Source organism: Vibrio sp. 10N.222.52.B12 (genome assembly GCF_002875385.1).
GTDB classification, from domain to species: Bacteria; Pseudomonadota; Gammaproteobacteria; order Enterobacterales; family Vibrionaceae; genus Vibrio; species Vibrio jasicida.
Genome location: NZ_MDAW01000117.1, coordinates 95284 through 113910, shown reverse-complemented (window position 1 = coordinate 113910; position 18627 = coordinate 95284). Strand labels below are relative to the sequence as shown.

The following is an 18627-nucleotide window of genomic DNA, read 5'->3' as shown; positions in this document are numbered from 1 at the left end:
ACTCTCCAAGGCCCACCTCTTCACTACACTTCAAATTGTGTCGCTCTAAGAGTGGCCTGTAGGCCTTAGGCAGGACTAAGAAAACACCTTATCCACAAAATAATCAAACTCGATTCCCGTTAAAAACGTTAAAAACTAAGCCAGCTACGTTACAAACGTCATTTTGTTCGTTTTTAAGTCTCTGTAGGCTAAAAAACAAACGTTGATATGTGTCGCAGTTTATATCCGCACAAATACTGCGTGTTAGTGGTTGCTTACGTCATAGGTCTTTTATTGTATGTTTATTTTTTTGTTCTCTTTGCTTTGGCGATCTGGCTCACACACGAAAATTTTGTTAATTAACTAGGTGAAATTTAATCTGCCGTTCTGTTGTGATTGACTTCGCAATCTCCGTTAATTGTTGGTCAATTTTCCCTTTAAAAGTAAAAAACAGCCCATTTTGGCGATGAAATTTGGCGGCTGATTATGCTTTTTTTATAGGGGAAAGGAAGTGTTTTTTCTGCGTATTTGTTCGAAATGACACGATGCTATTTGCCGTCGCTCAACCCAGAAAAAACTTGGTTTAATCGTCTTTTAAAAATGATTCTGATATGTTGCTTCCAAGTCTTATAGGAAGGACTGAGGTGGGAAAGTGGTCCATTATTGAGTGGTGAATGAGGTGAATGAGGTGAATGAGGTGAATGAGGTGAATGAGGTGAATACATTTGAGCATTGCTGTGGAAGCTAGGATGGCTGCTTTTACTATCAAAAAAGCCCTGCGCGAGGCAGGGCTTGAATTAAAATAGGCATGCTTAGCTCGTGAGGAGCCTTTGCAGTTTGTCCCGCTGTGCTTCGATGTAAGCACGTTCTGGGCTTTGTTCTTTACAGTGCTCAAGAATAAACTCTATCGAGTTTAAAACGGTTCTCCAGCGTGGTGTTTTTGGCAAAGTTTCGATGCGCATGTATTTATCAAGTGTTCGAGTCTGTAATGTACTGCGGTCTAGGTAAACACGCCAAAAGCCGCTTTGCTCAGCGAAAGCAAACTTGGTTTCTCCTGTAACGGACTCCCAGTATTCTAAAGCATGTGTCATCGCATCAACCAGTACTTCACGCATCAACTCTTGTTTATCTTTCTTATTGCCTAATGCTTTGTCGGCAAGACGAGTAAACTCTCCGCCCAGTTCTTTCAGTTTTTGTAGTTGATCTTTGTCTCCATCGAACGCATAGCATGAAAGAACTTCTACTGCCGTTTCCAGATTATGAATACGTGCTGCGTTTGCTCCACCACCAACGTTAAAGATGTACATAACGTCTAAACCAGAGCCTTCTGGCAGTTTGAGAATGTCTGCTTCAATGTTTTGACGAATATCTTCGATGTAGATATCAATCTTGCCACAGTAGTGTGGTTGCTTGACGGTTAAGAATTTTGGCGCAATGAGTTCATCAGCTGATGAGCGTTTTAACTGTTCTAGGCTGCGTTTGAAGAGTTTACAAGCAGCCTCGTTGGCAAAGCGAATTCGTTGGTCTTCTCGCAAACAGATGATGGCCTCAGGAGCAGATTCAAGTTGCTCTAACAAACGTCCTTGTGTTTCAAGTAAACTGGCTTCGACTTCTGCGCGTTGACGCAGCTCAGATTCAAGCAACTTGTTTTCCATGTGACGCATTTCGGCTTTGCTTGCTGTCAAATGCGCTTGGATTCGAGCGGCTAGTTCTTGTTTATTAAATGGTTTGGACAAGTAATCATTTGCACCAGCCTCGAAGCCTCTTACACGATCTTCTGTCTGGCTTAATGCCGTTAACATGATGATCGGCAGTTCTGCGTGGTCGTAAGTGTTACGTAACTCGCTACATACCTGGTAGCCACTCATGCCTGGCATCATGATATCCAATAGCAACAGCTCTGGTTTCTCTTGTTCAATTAACGCTAGCGTATCAGGGCCATCTGAAATCGTACGCACTCGATAGCCTTCCAATCGTAAGAAGCTCTCTAAAACGCGTAAGTTTACTGGTTCATCATCTGCGACGTAGAGTAGTGGACCATCCGGGTTTTCTGGCAGAGATAAGTCGTCGGTGTTTTCCAAATTTGCTTCAGGGATTTGGAAGTGACCACGAGCCGCCAGAGTTTGTGTTGCTTTTATTTCCTCTTCTGTTGCAAGAGGTAAAGTGAAGCTAAAGGTTGTTCCTACCATTGGTTGACTACTTACATACAGTGAGCCGCCCATTAACTCGATAAGCTGACGGCTAATGGATAGGCCGAGTCCTGCACCCTGACGGTAACGACTTGCATCTTGGCCCGCCTGAATGAGCGGTTCAAAGATGTGCTCCAAGTGTTCCGCTGGGATACCTTGGCCAGTATCAACGACTTGGACGCGCACCTGATCGTCCACCACATTTGCGGAGATGACAATTTTACCTTCTGAGGTGTACTTAATTGCGTTACCAATCAAATTGTAAAGCACTTGCTCTATACGTTGTGGATCGGCAGAGACCGCTTTTAAGTCCGCAGGAACTTGGTTAATGATGCGGATTGTTTTGTTACCTAATAGGTGGCCAGAGAGTTCTAGTACCAAACGTGTTGCACTTGCTAAGCTTACCGCTGATTTTTGGATATCCATGCTGCCATAGCGCATCTTATGATAATCCAATAAATCATCAACGAGATTTGCCAAGCGCTGACCACTCTTAATAATGATGTCTAGCTGGTATTTTTGGCTCGCAGGAATCGCACCGTTTGCGCCAGATACCAATGTCTCTGCAATCCCCACCATGCCGTGTAGCGGTGTCCGCAATTCGTGAGACGTAGTTGCTAGGAATTCATCTTTGAGTTTGTCTGCTAATTGCAACTCCTCGTTTTGCTTTTGAATCAACTTAATGTTGCTCTCAAGCTCTTCGTTTTGTTGTTTAATCGTTTGAATCTTTTCTCGAATTGAGCGCTGCATACGTTCAAAGCTGATCGCAAGACGCCCGATCTCATCTTTTCGCTGAGTATTAAAGGTCGTCTCATCTAAGTCACCAGCAGACACTTTCTCAGCTGCCCAAGTAAGCTTGAGTAGCGGCGAAGTGATGAAATTAGATAAGTAATGTGAAGCGATAACGACTAATACAATTGCAATCAACATCGCAATCACAAACAGTTTCTCAAGCTGATGGACACGGGCAAACGCTTCTTTTTCAGGAAGCTGTACGACTAGCGCCCAAGTTAGACCACGAGTTTCAATGGGTGCAAACGCCGCGATCATCTCTTCACCTAAGCGGTTGCTGTAAGTGCCTACTTCGGTTTCGCCCGCGAGTGCTTTGTCGATAATTTCTAGGCTGTTTTGGATGTTGTCTTGCTTGGTGTTAATTGTACGAGGTTTGTGATCACTGCCAACCAACAAAGTCTCAATAGAAGAATCACGGTTAATTTCTGCAATTAGCTTTGTAATGCCATTGTTTGGTAGTCGGAACATGGCATAGCTGTGCAGGTAACCTTGCTGAACAATCGGCGCACCTAGCCAGGCGACTTGCTTACCGTTTTCGATCTCAAAGTCAGAAAACACAACAGGTGTGTAATCTTCATTGACTTTACGACGCGCATTAACGTCCTCCGACAGACGTTTGAATGTTCGGCCCAAGGCGCTGTCTTTATAGCTGCCAGTCAGTAAGTTTGTGCCGTAATTGTCATCTTTATTGATTGAATAAGTCACGTTACCGTCAATGTCGACCAACAAGATGTCGTTGAAGTCAGAGCGCTTTAACAGTTCTAGATACGCCCAGTGGTAGCGTTTATGTAATAGGCGATAACGCTCACTACCAACATAGTTAGAGGACTCTGGCAAAATTGAAGTTTTTATCTGGTCGCCACTGCCTTGGATATAACGTTGCTGTGCGTTCTCTCTCGCTTCGTCAATATCATGCCCTAGGCGACTGAATGCATTGACTAAACCATAGAATCGACCACCACTGGCATACGCCAATTCTGAGCGAACAAAGCCCATGACCTCAGTTTCTTGAGCCGCAAAGTAGTCGATGATCTGTTGTTGCTTCGTGTCACGCACAGAAAGTAGGTGTGAGGTACTTTGTTCTTGAAGATCTTTACTGTGTGACTGCAGGAAGAAAATCGCAGTGATCGTCAAAGGCGTGATACTAAGAACCAAAAACGCGGTCATTAGCGTGCTTTGCAGGCGCTTAAATTTCTGCTTTTTGTAGAATTTAAACATGAATAAGATTACAACTCATAAAAGGGCAGCGACCAAATTACTAGGGCTTGCCAAGGTTCTCGTTAAAAACGGATAAGAAGTTAGATTCGATAGAATTAACAAAATTAACGAGTTTTTTTTCTTTGACAAGAAAGTTGATTGCAAAGCGTGGGGAGTGACGCAGTTTTTCGAAGAGTTGAATGAAATTTAAGTAAGAAGTGCGCAGGATTTCACCTGCGCAATAGAGAGGCTAAGGTTTTTTCGCGTAGTAAATCGAGAACTTATTAGTCTTATTTAGCGTCTCGCAATTATTGAATGTTTGCTCAATAATTGGAGGGTATTTCAAGAAGCTGTTTGCAACGATGATCATTTCACCATCTCGTGTCATGTAGCGTGGTGCTTGTCCAAGTAAGGTTTCGGCAGCGTTATAGTTGGTGTCTAAACCACTATGGAATGGTGGGTTACTAATGATAAAACGGTAGTCTTTAGCCGTGTCTGAGTAGATATCTGAGGCAAAAACACGACCTGATAACCCGTTCGCTTCGAGTGTTGCTTGGCTTGAAGTGATGGCATACGCGTTGATGTCACACATTTCAATCGCAATTTCTGGATTGGCTTTCGCCATAAATGCGCCTAAAACACCTGCACCACAACCGAAGTCGAGCACTTTACCTGACAGGTTTGGCAACGTTTCTAAAAGTAATTGGCTACCCAAGTCAAATTCACCATGGCTGAATACACCTGGAAGGCTTTTTACTTCAACGGATTGTTCTCCAAGAGTAATGGTATAAGATTTAAACCATTCTGCTTGATCAAACGGCTTTGGCTCGCTCAAGCATGTTCCCCAGTAAAATGAACAACGACGAGCCGTGTCGTACTTCTTCACAGGGCCATAGCCTTTAAACATTTTCTCAATGCTTTTCACGCCGGAGCGATTTTCGCCGACGACTACGATCTCAGTGTTGATGCCTAGCTTCGCCATTAACATAGCGAGTAGGTACTCCGCCTCTGGCTTTGCCTTTGGCCAGTACAGTAACACCATGTCTGCCTGCGTATCGGCATCAAACTCTGAACCAAAATGGCTTTTGATTTTTTCAGAAGTACTGATTTGACGGTAATAGCTGTAGTTTGAAGTGAATACTTCAACAGACTCACAGTGATCCACCAGTTCCAGTGGAAATAAGTCTTCTACTTCACCAGCAACTAAAACGTGTTTTCCGTTAAAATACTCGAGTTGACGCTGAGCTATTTGGCTTGGAGCGATATAAGCAGACATAAATTTGGTTCATCAGAAATAATTAGGGCCAGATTTTCGCATAATCTGGCCCAAGCTTGAAGTGAATAAGCGGTTGTTAGCTATTGTCTTGTTGGTTGAGGAAGTCTTTAAACTCTTCTTCGTAGATATTGAATAGAACCATGGTCACGGCAAAGATCAGTGGACCGTAAATAAGGCCAATTAAACCAAATAGATGCAGACCGCCCAGCAGCGAGAAGAAGATCATTAGCGTGTTCATGCCTGCGCTGCCTTGCATTAGCAATGGACGTAATAGGTTATCGATCGAACCAACGACAACGATACTCCACACCGTCAAGAAGATTGCCCAAGTGGTGTCACCAGTCAGGAACAAGTAGGCTGCTGCTGGAATCCAGATCAGTGCGGTACCGACCACTGGAATGAAAGAGGCGAAGCCCATCATGGTGCCCCAGAATAAGCCAGGGAAACCAGCAAGCCACATACCGATACCGCCAGCGAAACCTTGCGCTATTGCGGTTAAGAACGAGCCCATAACTGCAGATTTCGATACTTGCTCAATTTCGGTCAGTATTTTGTCTTCTTGGCTACGAGAGAGTGGCAGAATATGGCGCATCGCCGAGATGATCTTGTCGTGGTCACGCAGTAGGAAGAACAAAACGAACAACATTAGGAAGAAATCCATTAGGAAGTTCGTTGCATCACCGAGGATTTTTGCGCTAATAGCTACAAGGTTTGAACCAAATGATGTGGCGAATTGACCAATCTTCTCTGCGATAGCTTGAGGCTCTATTTTATCGAAAGGTAAGTACTCATTAACCAGTGCTAAACCTTTGACTACCCAAGGGTGTTGGAAGATATCTTGGATTCCACCATTGGTCACCCACTTATAGGTGTTTTGAGAAAAGACGGAACCTTGCTGAACGATAGCAGCAAAGACAAACAACAATGGAATCACAATAATAAAGGTTAGAACCACGCAAGAGAGTAGCGAGACCAAGTTTTTATGGTTAGGCATTTTGCTCTCAAACCACTCATGTATTGGGAACATAAGTAGCGAGATGATAAAGGCCATTACGATTGAGTTTACATAGGGCTCAACCAATAAATAGCAGGCAAAAGCAGCGGCGAGTAGTGCAACAACTAACACTCGGTGACTCGACGTGATTTTTACATTGTTCGGCATGGGATTAATCCAACTTACGGATGATGTTACGGCTAGCGCTTTATACCACAGCGTCAAACCTTTATTACTTTGCACCGACGATTCTTTCAAGCTTATGACATAGCCGAATTGGGAAGGTGCAACGGACCTTGTTATAATGACCACAAATCAGGCAGTTATCAATCAAGAGATAGAAAAATGGGTTGTTGTAACGGTGACAAGAAGTGTCAGAGTGAAAAGAAAACTAAGCGTATTCCGTGGTTTGGTATCGTTCTTGGCGTGTTAGCTATCTTAGTGATTTTTAACTGGCAAGCGTAATGCAGGCAATAAAAAAGGACCGTGAAGGTCCTTTTTAGTATTGATGTTCTGGGGAGAAAAGCTTACTTCGCTTCTTCTGCCAGAATTGCAAAACAGCGATCTGCCGCTTCTAATGTTGCATCGATCTCTTTTGAGCCGTGTGCAAGAGAAGTGAAGCTTGCTTCGAATGCCGATGGCGCTAGGTATACGCCGTGTTTTAGCATTAGGTGGAAGAAACGTTTGAAGCGCTCAACATCGCACTTAGTCACGTCTTCGTAGCACGTTACGGTTTCTTGGGCAGTGAAGAAGAAGCCAAACATACCGCCCACTTGGTTTACTACCAATGGCACGCCGTGTTTGTCGGCAAGTTCTTTGAAGCCTTGTGCAAGTTGCTTAGTTTTTGCTGCTAGGCGCTTTTCGTTCCCTTCTTCTTTTAGAAGGTTCAAACATGCAAAGCCTGCTGCCATTGCAACTGGGTTACCAGAAAGCGTGCCCGCTTGGTAAACAGGGCCTGTTGGCGCTACGTATTGCATGACTTCTTTACGACCACCAAAAGCGCCCACTGGCATACCACCACCGATAACCTTACCTAGTGTCGTTAGGTCTGGTTTGATGTTGTAGTGTGCTTGCGCGCCACCAAGAGCAACACGGAAACCTGTCATTACTTCATCAAATATCAGTAGTGCACCTTCTTGGTCACAGATTTCGCGTAGACCTTCATGGAAGCCTTCTACTGGTGGAATACAGTTCATGTTGCCCGCAACTGGCTCAACGATGATACAAGCGATTTCGCCTTTGTTTGCAGCGAACAGTTCACGGACTGAATCTAGATCGTTGAATGTTGCCGTTAACGTATGCTTAGCAAAATCTGCAGGAACGCCAGGAGAGCTTGGTTGGCCTAGAGTTAGTGCGCCAGAGCCCGCTTTTACTAGCAAGCTGTCAGCGTGGCCGTGGTAACAACCTTCAAATTTCATGATCTTGTCACGGCCAGTGAAGCCACGAGCAAGACGGATAGCACTCATGGTTGCTTCTGTGCCAGAGCTCACCATGCGGATTTGTTCCATTGATGGCACGAGCTCAGATACAAGCTCAGCCATCGCGATTTCCATCTCAGTTGGCGCACCAAAACTTAGACCGCGTTGTGCTGCATCGATAACTGCTTGACGGATAACTGCGTGGTTATGACCTAGAATCATAGGACCCCAAGAGCCAACGTAATCAATGTACGCTTTACCATCGGCATCAAAAATCAGGGCACCGTCTGCTCGTTCGATAAATAGCGGAGAACCGCCAACGCCGTTGAATGCACGAACTGGTGAGTTCACACCGCCAGGAATGGTTTGCTGAGCCTTTTGATATAGCTCTGATGATTTGGTCATGGGGTTATCCTCTTTTGATTGCTCGGACCAAGTGGAGCGCATTGTACCTAGCTAATTTCAAGTTAGAAACGTTTTGGGTAATTTATGTGTAGTCTGGCGTTGTAATCTTACATATCAGCATCGGATATAAAGAATCGGCGGTGAATACTTGAACGAGTTGGTCAGGTATTGGATAATCGCTCTAATTAGCACAAATTTGACGTCTTGCTTCAGGCTTGACGCATTACACGAGTGAGAGAGGTCTTCGTGAGCGAAGTAAACGTACCATTGTCTTTTTCTGATGCCGCGGCATCTCGCGTTCAAACGTTGATTGCGGAAGAAGAAAACCCAGCGCTGAAATTACGCGTATACATTACTGGTGGCGGCTGTAGTGGTTTCCAATACGGTTTCACATTTGATGAGAACGTAAATGAAGGCGACACAACAATCGTAAACAGCGGTGTAACACTGGTTGTAGACCCAATGAGCCTGCAATACCTAATCGGTGGCGTGGTTGATTACACAGAAGGTTTAGAAGGAGCTCGCTTCTTCGTCAATAACCCAAATGCGACGACAACTTGTGGTTGTGGTGCATCATTCAGTGTTTAATTAACACGACAACAGGCAGCCAATTGGCTGCCTGAGTTTTACGTAGCAGGAAGTCACGTAAACGCACTCCCAGTTCCAAAGAGAGCTGCGAGCTAAAAATAAAAAGGACTTTGTATGTCTGGATCTTCTTTTGGACGTCGTATTGTAGAGCGTCCATGGCTAGTCTCTCTAACGCTTGTGATCGCTTTAGCTGCTTGGCTCGCAATGGGTCAACTTAAAGCAAAAGACGAAACGGCTTCTCTTTCAAACTCTCAATCTGAAGACACACCTGTTGCTAAGGTGATGTTCAACTCTTTTACCGCCCAACCAACCAGCAAAACCATTGAACTGTACGGTCGCACTGCACCAAATCGACAAGCTCGCCTAGGGGCTGAAGTCGCAGGTAAGATCATCAGTTTGAATGTGCAAAAAGGGCAAAACGTGAAACAAGGGCAGGTGATTGCCAATATTGATGAACGTGACCTCGATATTCAGCTCAAACGCGCTAAAGCGATGCTGCGTGTTAAAGAAAAAGAGTTTAAAGCCGCAGAGTCTCTGAAAAATCGAGGTTTACAGGGTGAAGTTGCGTTTGCCACAGCACAAGCGGCCTTGGTTGATGCTCGAGCAAGCCTAAGTAACGTTGAAACTGCACTCAAAAACACCAAAGTAAGAGCGCCTTTCGATGGCATTCTTGACCATAGATTCGTTGAAGTTGGTGACTTTGTTGGTGTTGGCGATCCGATTGCCACCGTTATTGACCTTGAAAAGTTAGTCATCGAGGCGGATGTGAGCGAGCGTCACATTCAGTATTTAAAAGAAGGCCAAGTCGCTGACGTTCGCACTATCAACAACGTCCACCACCAAGGCACAATTCTTTATATCGGACGTGTGTCTTCGACTTCAACCAATACGTTCCCCATTGAGATCGAAATTGATAACCGTGAGAGTGCAATGCCGGCGGGGATCAGTGCCGAAGTCGTGTTGTCTTTGAGTGAAGTGTTGGCCGTAAAAGTGACCGCAGCGATGCTTGCGCTCGATGAAGAAGGCAACCTTGGCATCAAGACACTGCGTGAGCAGCATGTCCACTTTGTTCCTATTCAACTTGTGAAAGCCGAAAAAGATGGTGTTTGGCTGTCTGGATTGGGCGACCAAGTGGACATCATTGTGCTCGGACAAGGTTTTGCGCGTGATGGTGATTTAGTGATGGCGACGAAGGTGGATGATGCCATCGAAGCCGCGAATCAGCAGTAAGGAGGCAATATGTTTGCTTTGATTGATGCTGCGTTATTGCGTGCACGTACCATGCTCACCTTGTTGGTGATGATTTTGATTGCAGGTGTGATCACCTACATCACGATCCCCAAAGAGTCGAGTCCCGACATCACTATCCCAATCATTTATGTTTCTGTTGGGCATCAGGGGATTTCACCAACAGATGCAGAACGCTTATTGGTACGCCCAATAGAGCAAGAGTTGCGTTCGATTGAAGGCGTAAAAGAAATGACCGCTGTGGCTTCAGAAGGTCATGCCTCTGTGACGTTAGAGTTCAGTGTAGGCGTCGATCTTGCTGAAGCAATGGCCGATGTGCGTGATGCTGTCGATCTAGCTAAGCCGAAGTTGCCAGAAGACAGCGATGAACCGACCGTAAATGAAGTCACATTTGCCTCTGAAGAACCAGTACTTACGGTTGTGCTTTACGGGACTGTACCAGAACGTACAACCGTACAAATTGCCCGTGTACTTCGCGATAGATTAGAAAGCTATCGTCAGGTGCTAGAAGTCGATATTGCGGGAGATCGGGAGGACATTGTAGAGATCGTCGTCGATCCATTGCTGATGGAAAGCTACGGTTTGGATCAAGCGGATATCTACAACTTGATCGCGTTAAACAACCGTGTCGTAGCAGCAGGTTTTGTCGATACGGGATATGGTCGTTTCTCAGTTAAAGTCCCTTCTGTTTTTGATTCTTTAAAAGACGTCTTAGAGTTGCCAATTAAAGTTAATGGCAAAGAGGTGATTACCTTTGGAGATGTGGCGACGGTGCGTAGGGCGTTTCGTGATCCTGAGAGTTTTGCTCGCTTAGATGGTAATCCTGCTGTTGTTCTCAACGTCAAAAAGCGCGCAGGTGAAAACATCATTGAGACAGTTGAGTTAGTCAAACAAGTAATGCTTGAGGCACAAAAGCGTTCAGAGTGGCCGAATAACCTACAAGTCAAATACACGTGGGATCAGTCTGATGACGTCAAACTGATGCTTAACGATCTGCAAAACAACATTCTCTCGGCAATCATTCTTGTGGTGATTGTTATCATTGCAATTCTTGGGGTTCGAACGGCGTTGCTTGTTGGGATCTCTATTCCGGGATCTTTCCTGACGGGGTTATTAGTTCTGTCGGTATTTGGCTTAACGGTCAACATTGTTGTGTTGTTTGCTCTCATCATGGCAGTCGGCATGCTCGTTGATGGGGCAATTGTCGTGACAGAGTTTGCCGATAGGCGGATGCAAGAGGGTATACCACGTAAAGAAGCCTATCGTGATGCTGCAAAACGTATGGCATGGCCGATTACAGCCTCTACGGCTACCACTCTCGCCGCATTTGCTCCATTACTCTTTTGGCCAGATATTACTGGCGAGTTCATGAAGTATTTACCATTAACCTTAATTGCAACCTTGACTGCTTCTCTTGTAATGGCGTTGTTGTTTGTGCCGGTTATAGGCGGAATCATTGGTAAGCCTCAAGCTGTTAACCAGAAAAGCCAGCAAGAGATGGTTGACTTGCACAACGGAGAGTTTGAGAAAGCGACGGGCATTACAAAGCTTTACTATCGTACGTTGTCGATTGCGATTAAGCACCCACTTAAAGTGTTACTTAGTGCGATATTGCTTGCGGGTGGAGTCGGTTTTACTTACAGCAAAGCTGGCTTAGGTGCGGAGTTTTTTCCAGAGGTAGATCCTGCTTTCTTTACCGTCAAGGTGCGTTCTTACGGTGATTTATCGATCAACGAAAAAGACGTCGTGATGAAAGAGATCGAAAAAGTCATGCTAGGACACGATGAGTTTGAGAGTGTCTATACGCGTACCGGAACGGATTCAAATGATGGTGATGAGATTGGTCAGATTCAGATTACGCCTGTCGATTGGCAATATCGTCGCAAAGTGAAAGACATCATTGAAGAGCTCAAACAGACTACTAATCAATTCTCAGGCGTAGAGTTGGAGTACAAATTCCCCGATGCTGGTCCGCCAGTAGAGCATGATCTCGTCATTGAAATGTCGGCACAAAACTCAAGCATTGATCAGTTAGACAGTGCGGCCAAAATGGTTCGTTACTGGGCTGATCGCAATCCCGCTTTAACTAACTTGAGTGATACCACTAATAAAGAGGGGATTGATTGGCAGATTGATATCCGCAGAGACGATGCTTCTCGTTTTGCTGCTGATGCGACTTTGGTTGGTAATACTGTCCAGTTTGTGACTAACGGTTTGAAGATTGGTGATTATCTGCCCGATGATGCCGATGAAGAAGTCGATATCTTAGTGCGTTATCCGCAAGATAAGCGGGATATCGGGCGCTTTGATCAATTACGCGTAAAAACGGCGGCTGGCTTAGTTCCGATCACGAACTTTGCGCAGATTAAGCCGGACCATAAGCAAGATACGATTCGACGTGTTGATGGTCGACGCGTAGTGAACATCAAAGCAGACATGGTTGAAGGTTATAACCTTGCTCTTGAATTACCAAAGATAGCTGCAGAAGTAGAGCAGCTGGGCTTGCCTGCTGGTATTGAGTTTAAAATTCGCGGTCAAAACGAGGAGCAAGAAAACTCTTCTGCGTTTTTACAAAGTGCCTTTATGGTTGCACTTGGCGTTATGGCGTTGATTTTGATTACCCAGTTCAACAGCTTTTACCAAGCCTTTTTGATCCTTAGTGCCGTCCTGTTTTCTACGGTTGGTGTGTTTGCTGGCTTGCTCATCTTCCAAAAACCGTTCGGCATCATTATGTCGGGTATTGGGGTGATTGCGTTGGCTGGTATTGTTGTAAACAACAACATCGTATTGATCGACACCTATAACCAAATGCGTAAACGTGGTCTAGAAAAGTCAGACGCGATATTACGGACTGGGGTTCAGCGCTTGCGCCCTGTGTTGCTTACCACAGTGACGACCATATTAGGTTTGTTGCCAATGGTGTTAGAAATGAACATCGATTTGGTGAACCAAAAAGTTGAATTTGGCGCACCAAGTACCCAGTGGTGGTCTCAATTAGCAACCGCAGTTGCTGGTGGCTTGGCATTTGCGACCGTGCTGACTTTGGTTTTAACGCCTTGCCTGTTAATGCTTGGACGTGAGCATAATATTGATGATTCTCAAACAGAAACAAAAGAGGCAGCCTAGGCTGCCTCTTGGTGATTCAATTTTTACTCGCATCACTCAACATTATTTCATTGCGAGTAACTTACTGTAACGGTCAAGCTTCGCCATGCTGATTTTCGCGTTAGCCATAAAGGTTTGCTTTGCTTTCCCCGTCAAAGATTTCGATTGCGGCAATTTTACCGTCCTTGCGTTCTTGTGTACGCCGTTTACTAAGAATTCATAATGCAGGTGAGGTCCGGTTACTCGTCCAGTACCACCTAGAGTACCAATCGTTTGTCCTTGTTTAACACGTTGACCTGTCTTCACCATGCGTTTGGTTAAGTGTAAGTACTTAGTCACATAGGTATTGCTGTGTTTAATGAAGACGTAGTTACCATTGAATTTGTTGTAAGCCGACTTAAGCACTACGCCGTTACCCGCAGCCCAAATTGGAGTACCAACTGGTGCTGCATAGTCTGTACCACGGTGAGGGCGAACTTTCCCGGTTACTGGGTGAAGGCGACGAGGGTTGAAGTTTGAGGTTACACGGCGGAAATCCAGAGGCGCACGTAAGAAGGCCTTTTTCATTGCTCGACCATTTTCGTCGAAGTACTTACCACTCTTCTCATCTAAAATCGCGGTGAAGGTGTCACCTTGGTTTTTAAAGACTGCGGCGATGATCTTACCACGTCCAATGACTTCGCCCTCGACGACCTCTTCTTGATAAAGCACTCGGAAGGTGTCGTTTTTACGAATATCCAGCGCAAAGTCGATATCCCAACCAAAGATTCCCGCCAGCTCCATGATTTGATTTGCATTCAATCCCGATGAAATACCAGCATTCCAGAAGTTAGATTTAATTGTCGCTTCGGCGTAGTTGTATTGATAGTCGACTTCTTTTTTGTCGACTTCAGAGACGTATTTACTTCCCTGCAACTTGATACGGAAAGTTTCAAAAGCATTCAATGTACGTTTTAGCTGTATAAAATCGTTATTTTCATCAAAGCCAAATTGCAATCGGTCTCCGGGACGAAGCCGAGTAAGCTGCGCTTTGATCTCTTTATCTGAAGTGATGAGTTCGTGAAGAAGACGAGGGGAGAGCCCCACACGATTAAACAGGACGGCAGCGCTTTCGCCATTTTTGACTTTGTAGGTTTCCCAACGCAAAACAGAAGGAAGATTAGAAGAGGCGCTGCGCTCGGGAGATTCTACAGAAATTGGTACCGAATAGTGCTCACCAACTTTGAGTCGGCTTTGCTGCGGGTCGAGGTCTTGCGGATCAGGCAAAAAGAATAGTGCAAAGATGATGAGGGCACTAAAAAAGCCGATCAATACTTTGTGCAAGAGTGGGAGTCTGACAAAAATCGAATGCATAAGGTACTTGATTGCTAAATTAAACGTAAAAATTGACAACTACCTAGTCTAACGTGTTTCAAAATGCATCGCTATTCAAGTAAGATGTTCAGCTATTATATTTTTGCCAAATCTGTGGGAGTGAACAAGAATGGCGAGCATTGAAGCTGCATTAGCCGAGATTAAGCGCGGTGTTGAAGAGCTGATTCCAGAAGAAGAGCTGATCGCGAAACTAAAAGAAGGCCGTCCTCTACGTATTAAACTCGGTGCCGATCCAACAGCACCTGACATCCACCTAGGCCATACGGTTATTTTCAATAAGCTTCGCTTGTTCCAAGAGCTAGGTCATGAAGTGACGTTCCTAATCGGTGACTTCACTGCAATGGTTGGCGACCCAACAGGTAAGAACACAACGCGTCCTCCACTTAGCCGTGAAGACGTATTGCGCAATGCAGAGACATACAAAGAGCAAGTATTTAAGATTCTTGATCCGGCTAAGACTAAGATTCAGTTCAACTCTGAGTGGCTATCTGAGCTTGGTGCCGAGGGTATGATTCGTCTAGCGGCTAACCAAACGGTTGCACGTATGCTAGAACGTGACGATTTTAAAAAGCGTTACGCAGGTGGTCAGCCAATCGCTATTCATGAGTTTATGTACCCACTACTGCAAGGTTGGGACTCAGTAGCAATGGAAACAGACGTTGAGCTTGGTGGTACTGACCAGAAGTTCAACCTACTAATGGGGCGTGAACTGCAAAAATCTCACGGTCAAAAACCACAAGTGGTATTAATGATGCCACTGCTTGTTGGTCTAGACGGTGAGAAGAAGATGTCTAAATCTTCTGGTAACTACATTGGTATTAGCGAAGCGCCAAGCGAAATGTTTGGTAAGATCATGTCTATCTCTGACGATCTAATGTGGAGCTACTACGAGCTACTGTCTTTCCGTCCATTGGAAGAAATTGCACAGTTCAAAGCTGACGTGGAAGCAGGTAAGAACCCTCGTGATATCAAAGTACTGCTAGCGAAAGAAATCATTGCTCGTTTCCATAGTGAAGCGGATGCTGATGCGGCAGAGCAAGAATTCGTGAACCGTTTTGCTAAGAACCAAATTCCAGATGAAATGCCTGAGTTTGATTTTGAAGCGGGCACACCAGTAGCAAACCTACTGAAAGAAGCAGGTCTATGTGCTTCAACTTCTGAAGCAATGCGCATGGTTAAACAAGGCGCAGCTAAGATTGAAGGCGAGAAAGTTGCTGATGCGAAGTTTGCGCCAGAATCTGGAACTTACGTATTCCAAGTTGGCAAACGCAAATTTGCACGTATTACTATTAAGTAATCAATAACTGCCCAAAATGAAAGCGCCTAATCGGCGCTTTTTTTGTATTAAAATTTAGTGAAATCGTATGACATTGACTGTAAAAACAGATGAACTTTGTTACTATACGCGCGCTGTAAAATGAGCAGCTTTATCGGAGATTTACATGAACAATACCGACCATCCTCCCAGTTGCTGGGTGAGTAAGATTAAGGGAGCGAAATAACCCGCTTCGGTATTGGCGATCTCCGCCTTACCTGAGTGGTAAGGCATCTTTTCTATTTTTCCTTCTTGTTATTTCCTTCAACTAATTCTGAACAGACAGTGCAATTGTATTGATGTCTTCACGCATCTTGATTTTGTTATATAGAAAGCAAGTGCGCGAACAACCTTTTGCGTGCGTTGTCGATGGTCGTTACCAATGCCAATCGGGAGATTCGCCATGACGGTAATGAACAACACTTTTATTGAAACAACACCAAACTTCTCAGAGGTTGAAATTGGTGCCGCTCGTAATGCATTTCTGCAATATGAGCAGGAGCAACAGCTACACTTATTGACCGTAATGCCTATCGACGAAGCCGTCGGTATTTTACAGCACTGCTCGGTTGGTTATGTGAACAGCCTAATTGCTCAACTAGAACAAGCAGGGTATGACAAACGAGCGAGACATTATGCGCACCAGCTAGGGCTGCATATGTCAGAGGTTGATACACCGGACGGTTATTTATCGACGAGTGTTATCGAGCATGTGAAGCAGCGTATTGGCTGGATCATTGCCCTTGCATTACTTGGTATTGTCTCTGGACTTATCATCGCTCAATACGAGGACACACTAAGCCAATTGGTTTTGCTGGCTGTATACATGCCCGTGATTGCTGCTGCTGGTGGTAATACAGGAACGCAGGCGGCTACGTTAGTTATCCGAGCTCTTGCAACTGGAGAGCTTAAGAAGCGTCAATGGCTTGCAGTGCTTTGGAAAGAAAGCCGCGTCGCTTTATGTATCGCGTTTACGATTTCTATCGTGATGATTGGCAGAATTATGCTGTTTAGCGGTAATCAATCAACGGGCGGTTTTGAGCTTGAAACCATCGCATTTGCTATTGCAGTCGCTCTGTTTATTCAGGTGACGATTTCGACGACATTAGGTGGGCTACTGCCTATTATTGCTCGAGCATTTAAACTGGACCCTGCCGTTTTGGTGAGCCCAGTTTTAGCATCAATTGTTGATATCTCAGGTATGTGGATTTACTTTACCGTTGTTAACTACTTCTTAGGTATTGCCTGACTGAAGCTGATAATGTCTTGATAGAAGAGTTTTTCAAAACGCGTAATAGGGGCGACGACAGGTTTGTTATCGTCCCTTTTTTCTGGGAAATAATCCGATACAAACTGAACAAACACAGTGTTTGGTTTACCATTCTTATCTAACCCATACCCTGCCATATTGTAAGTCCCGTATAACGAGCCACTCTTTGCTATCAACTGCCCTTTGATCGGTGCTTTACGCATACTTTTTCGGTACTGCAAAGTCCCAGACTCACCTGACTTTGGCATGATGGCGATTAGGTTGAGTTCCTTCTCATGCTGCCAAATGTAACGCAGGATTGCCGCCATAGAGGTCGCTGAGATTCGGTTGTTACGTGATAAGCCAGAGCCATCTTCTAGTCTTGCATTACGAATATCGACTCCAGTATTGGCAAAAATAATTTGCTTGATCGCTTCTGTACCATTGGCGAAGCTTCCCGCCTGGACAAAAAACTTCGCGCCCAATGTTTTGGTCAGTGTATCGGCAATAAGGTTATCAGAGCGTTTAAGCATTTGATCCAACAATTGAGGTAAAGGCTTCGATTTATGTATCGCGAGCAATTTACGCTGCTTTTCTGGAGGCGTGCCGATACGGATATTGCCTTTCAAGCTGATTCCAACTTGTTTAAGCAACTTCTCTAATTTTTTGCTGGTGTAACTTTCTGGGTCTTGTACGGCAAATTTAAGAGGTAACGGTTTGTCCCCTCGGTCAACGAGGCAGCCGTTAAGTTCATAATGGTTGTCGGGCTTGGCAATTAGGTCTAAATCGCAATGACGGCTCTTTTGGACGCTTCTAGACACGGTTTTTACACTAGTGCTGACATTAATTGGTTGATGTTCAGGAACATAAACCCGTGTTGAACCGTTTTTCTTGGTGTAGATGGAAGCTTGAACACAGTTGTCATTTAGAGTGATCGCCGATGCTGGCGCACTATAACAAACCCCTAGAATGTCCCACGGCCAACCGACCGCGCGGTTATATCCAGTAAAGGCACTATTATCAAGCCATAGGTCGCCTTTGATTTGCGTTAAACCGTTTTTCTTTGCGCGAGTCAGTAGATTTTTGAGATCGCCAGTCAACAACGTTGGATCACCAGAAAAATGAATGACGGCGTCCGAGCTAGAGCTTTCTAGGGTAGTGCGAAAAGCAAAGTTGTTTCCCAATTCAAGTTTCGCAGCCAAAGCGGTGACGACTTTTAGCGTGCTAGCTGGCGGGAAATATTGGTCGGTTGGATTAATACCGGTTAGCTCGCTTTGGTCGTTGAGTTTTTCAGCAATCAAGCTGACACGGGAGCCTTCTGGCAAAACCTCTTGATGAGGATAAGCCATAGATGTAAGTGGGGCGAGACTAGAAAAAAGTAATAAAGACCAACGTAAGCGCATAATGACAGTTCGTGAGGTTAGTTATGCAATTGAGTATATACCGAAAAATTGCAGAATTCTGGATATAAAAAATGCCCGCATAGTGCGAGCATTTT

11 protein-coding genes are annotated in these 18627 nt (G+C 44.9%); 5 read left to right on the top strand and 6 right to left on the bottom strand.

Going from position 1 to position 18627, the window contains the following annotated elements:
• Positions 1-791: 791 nt before the first annotated feature.
• The 4 genes from BCT11_RS12980 to hemL form a co-directional block, all read right to left on the bottom strand.
• Entirely contained in the window at positions 792-4178 is a 3387-nt protein-coding gene (locus BCT11_RS12980) for a response regulator (protein WP_042603154.1), read from the bottom strand.
• A 229-nt stretch (positions 4179-4407) separates the two neighbouring features.
• Positions 4408-5433: a 16S rRNA (guanine(1207)-N(2))-methyltransferase RsmC gene (gene rsmC / locus BCT11_RS12970; protein ID WP_038865846.1), complete on the bottom strand. Its 1026-nt coding sequence runs from the start codon at positions 5431-5433 to the stop codon at positions 4408-4410.
• Between the two features lie 76 nt (positions 5434-5509).
• Positions 5510-6595, bottom strand: coding sequence for an AI-2E family transporter (locus BCT11_RS12965; protein WP_038865847.1), 1086 nt, complete (start codon positions 6593-6595; stop codon positions 5510-5512).
• 359 nt (positions 6596-6954) lie between these two features.
• On the bottom strand, positions 6955-8250 hold the full coding sequence (gene hemL / locus BCT11_RS12955; RefSeq protein ID WP_102388484.1) for a glutamate-1-semialdehyde 2,1-aminomutase: 1296 nt from the start codon (positions 8248-8250) through the stop codon (positions 6955-6957).
• A 246-nt stretch (positions 8251-8496) separates the two neighbouring features.
• On the opposite strand from hemL, the gene erpA reads away from it, so the two are divergent.
• The 3 genes from erpA to BCT11_RS12940 all read left to right on the top strand — a co-directional run bounded on the left by erpA (position 8497) and on the right by BCT11_RS12940 (position 13212).
• Positions 8497-8838: an iron-sulfur cluster insertion protein ErpA gene (erpA, locus tag BCT11_RS12950; RefSeq protein ID WP_005439421.1), complete on the top strand. Its 342-nt coding sequence runs from the start codon at positions 8497-8499 to the stop codon at positions 8836-8838.
• Between the two features lie 114 nt (positions 8839-8952).
• The gene (locus tag BCT11_RS12945) at positions 8953-10068 is read left to right on the top strand and encodes an efflux RND transporter periplasmic adaptor subunit (protein WP_102388483.1); all 1116 of its coding nucleotides are present in this window, start codon (positions 8953-8955) and stop codon (positions 10066-10068) included.
• 9 nt (positions 10069-10077) lie between these two features.
• Entirely contained in the window at positions 10078-13212 is a 3135-nt protein-coding gene (locus BCT11_RS12940) for an efflux RND transporter permease subunit (RefSeq protein WP_102388482.1), read from the top strand.
• 42 nt (positions 13213-13254) lie between these two features.
• Here BCT11_RS12940 and BCT11_RS12935 read toward each other — a convergent pair whose 3' ends face one another.
• Positions 13255-14544: a peptidoglycan DD-metalloendopeptidase family protein gene (locus BCT11_RS12935; RefSeq protein WP_042603158.1), complete on the bottom strand. Its 1290-nt coding sequence runs from the start codon at positions 14542-14544 to the stop codon at positions 13255-13257.
• Between the two features lie 130 nt (positions 14545-14674).
• Here BCT11_RS12935 and tyrS point away from each other — a divergent pair, with 130 nt between their 5' ends.
• Together tyrS and BCT11_RS12925 are read left to right on the top strand one after the other, a co-directional pair.
• The gene (gene tyrS, locus BCT11_RS12930) at positions 14675-15862 is read left to right on the top strand and encodes a tyrosine--tRNA ligase (RefSeq protein ID WP_038865855.1); all 1188 of its coding nucleotides are present in this window, start codon (positions 14675-14677) and stop codon (positions 15860-15862) included.
• A 421-nt stretch (positions 15863-16283) separates the two neighbouring features.
• Entirely contained in the window at positions 16284-17129 is an 846-nt protein-coding gene (locus BCT11_RS12925; RefSeq protein WP_039976195.1) for a magnesium transporter, read from the top strand.
• On the opposite strand, the gene dacB is transcribed toward BCT11_RS12925, so the two are convergent.
• Entirely contained in the window at positions 17108-18532 is a 1425-nt protein-coding gene (dacB, locus tag BCT11_RS12920) for a serine-type D-Ala-D-Ala carboxypeptidase (RefSeq protein ID WP_042603159.1), read from the bottom strand. The two genes, BCT11_RS12925 and dacB, sit on opposite strands and share 22 nt — an antisense overlap.
• Positions 18533-18627 lie beyond the last annotated feature (95 nt).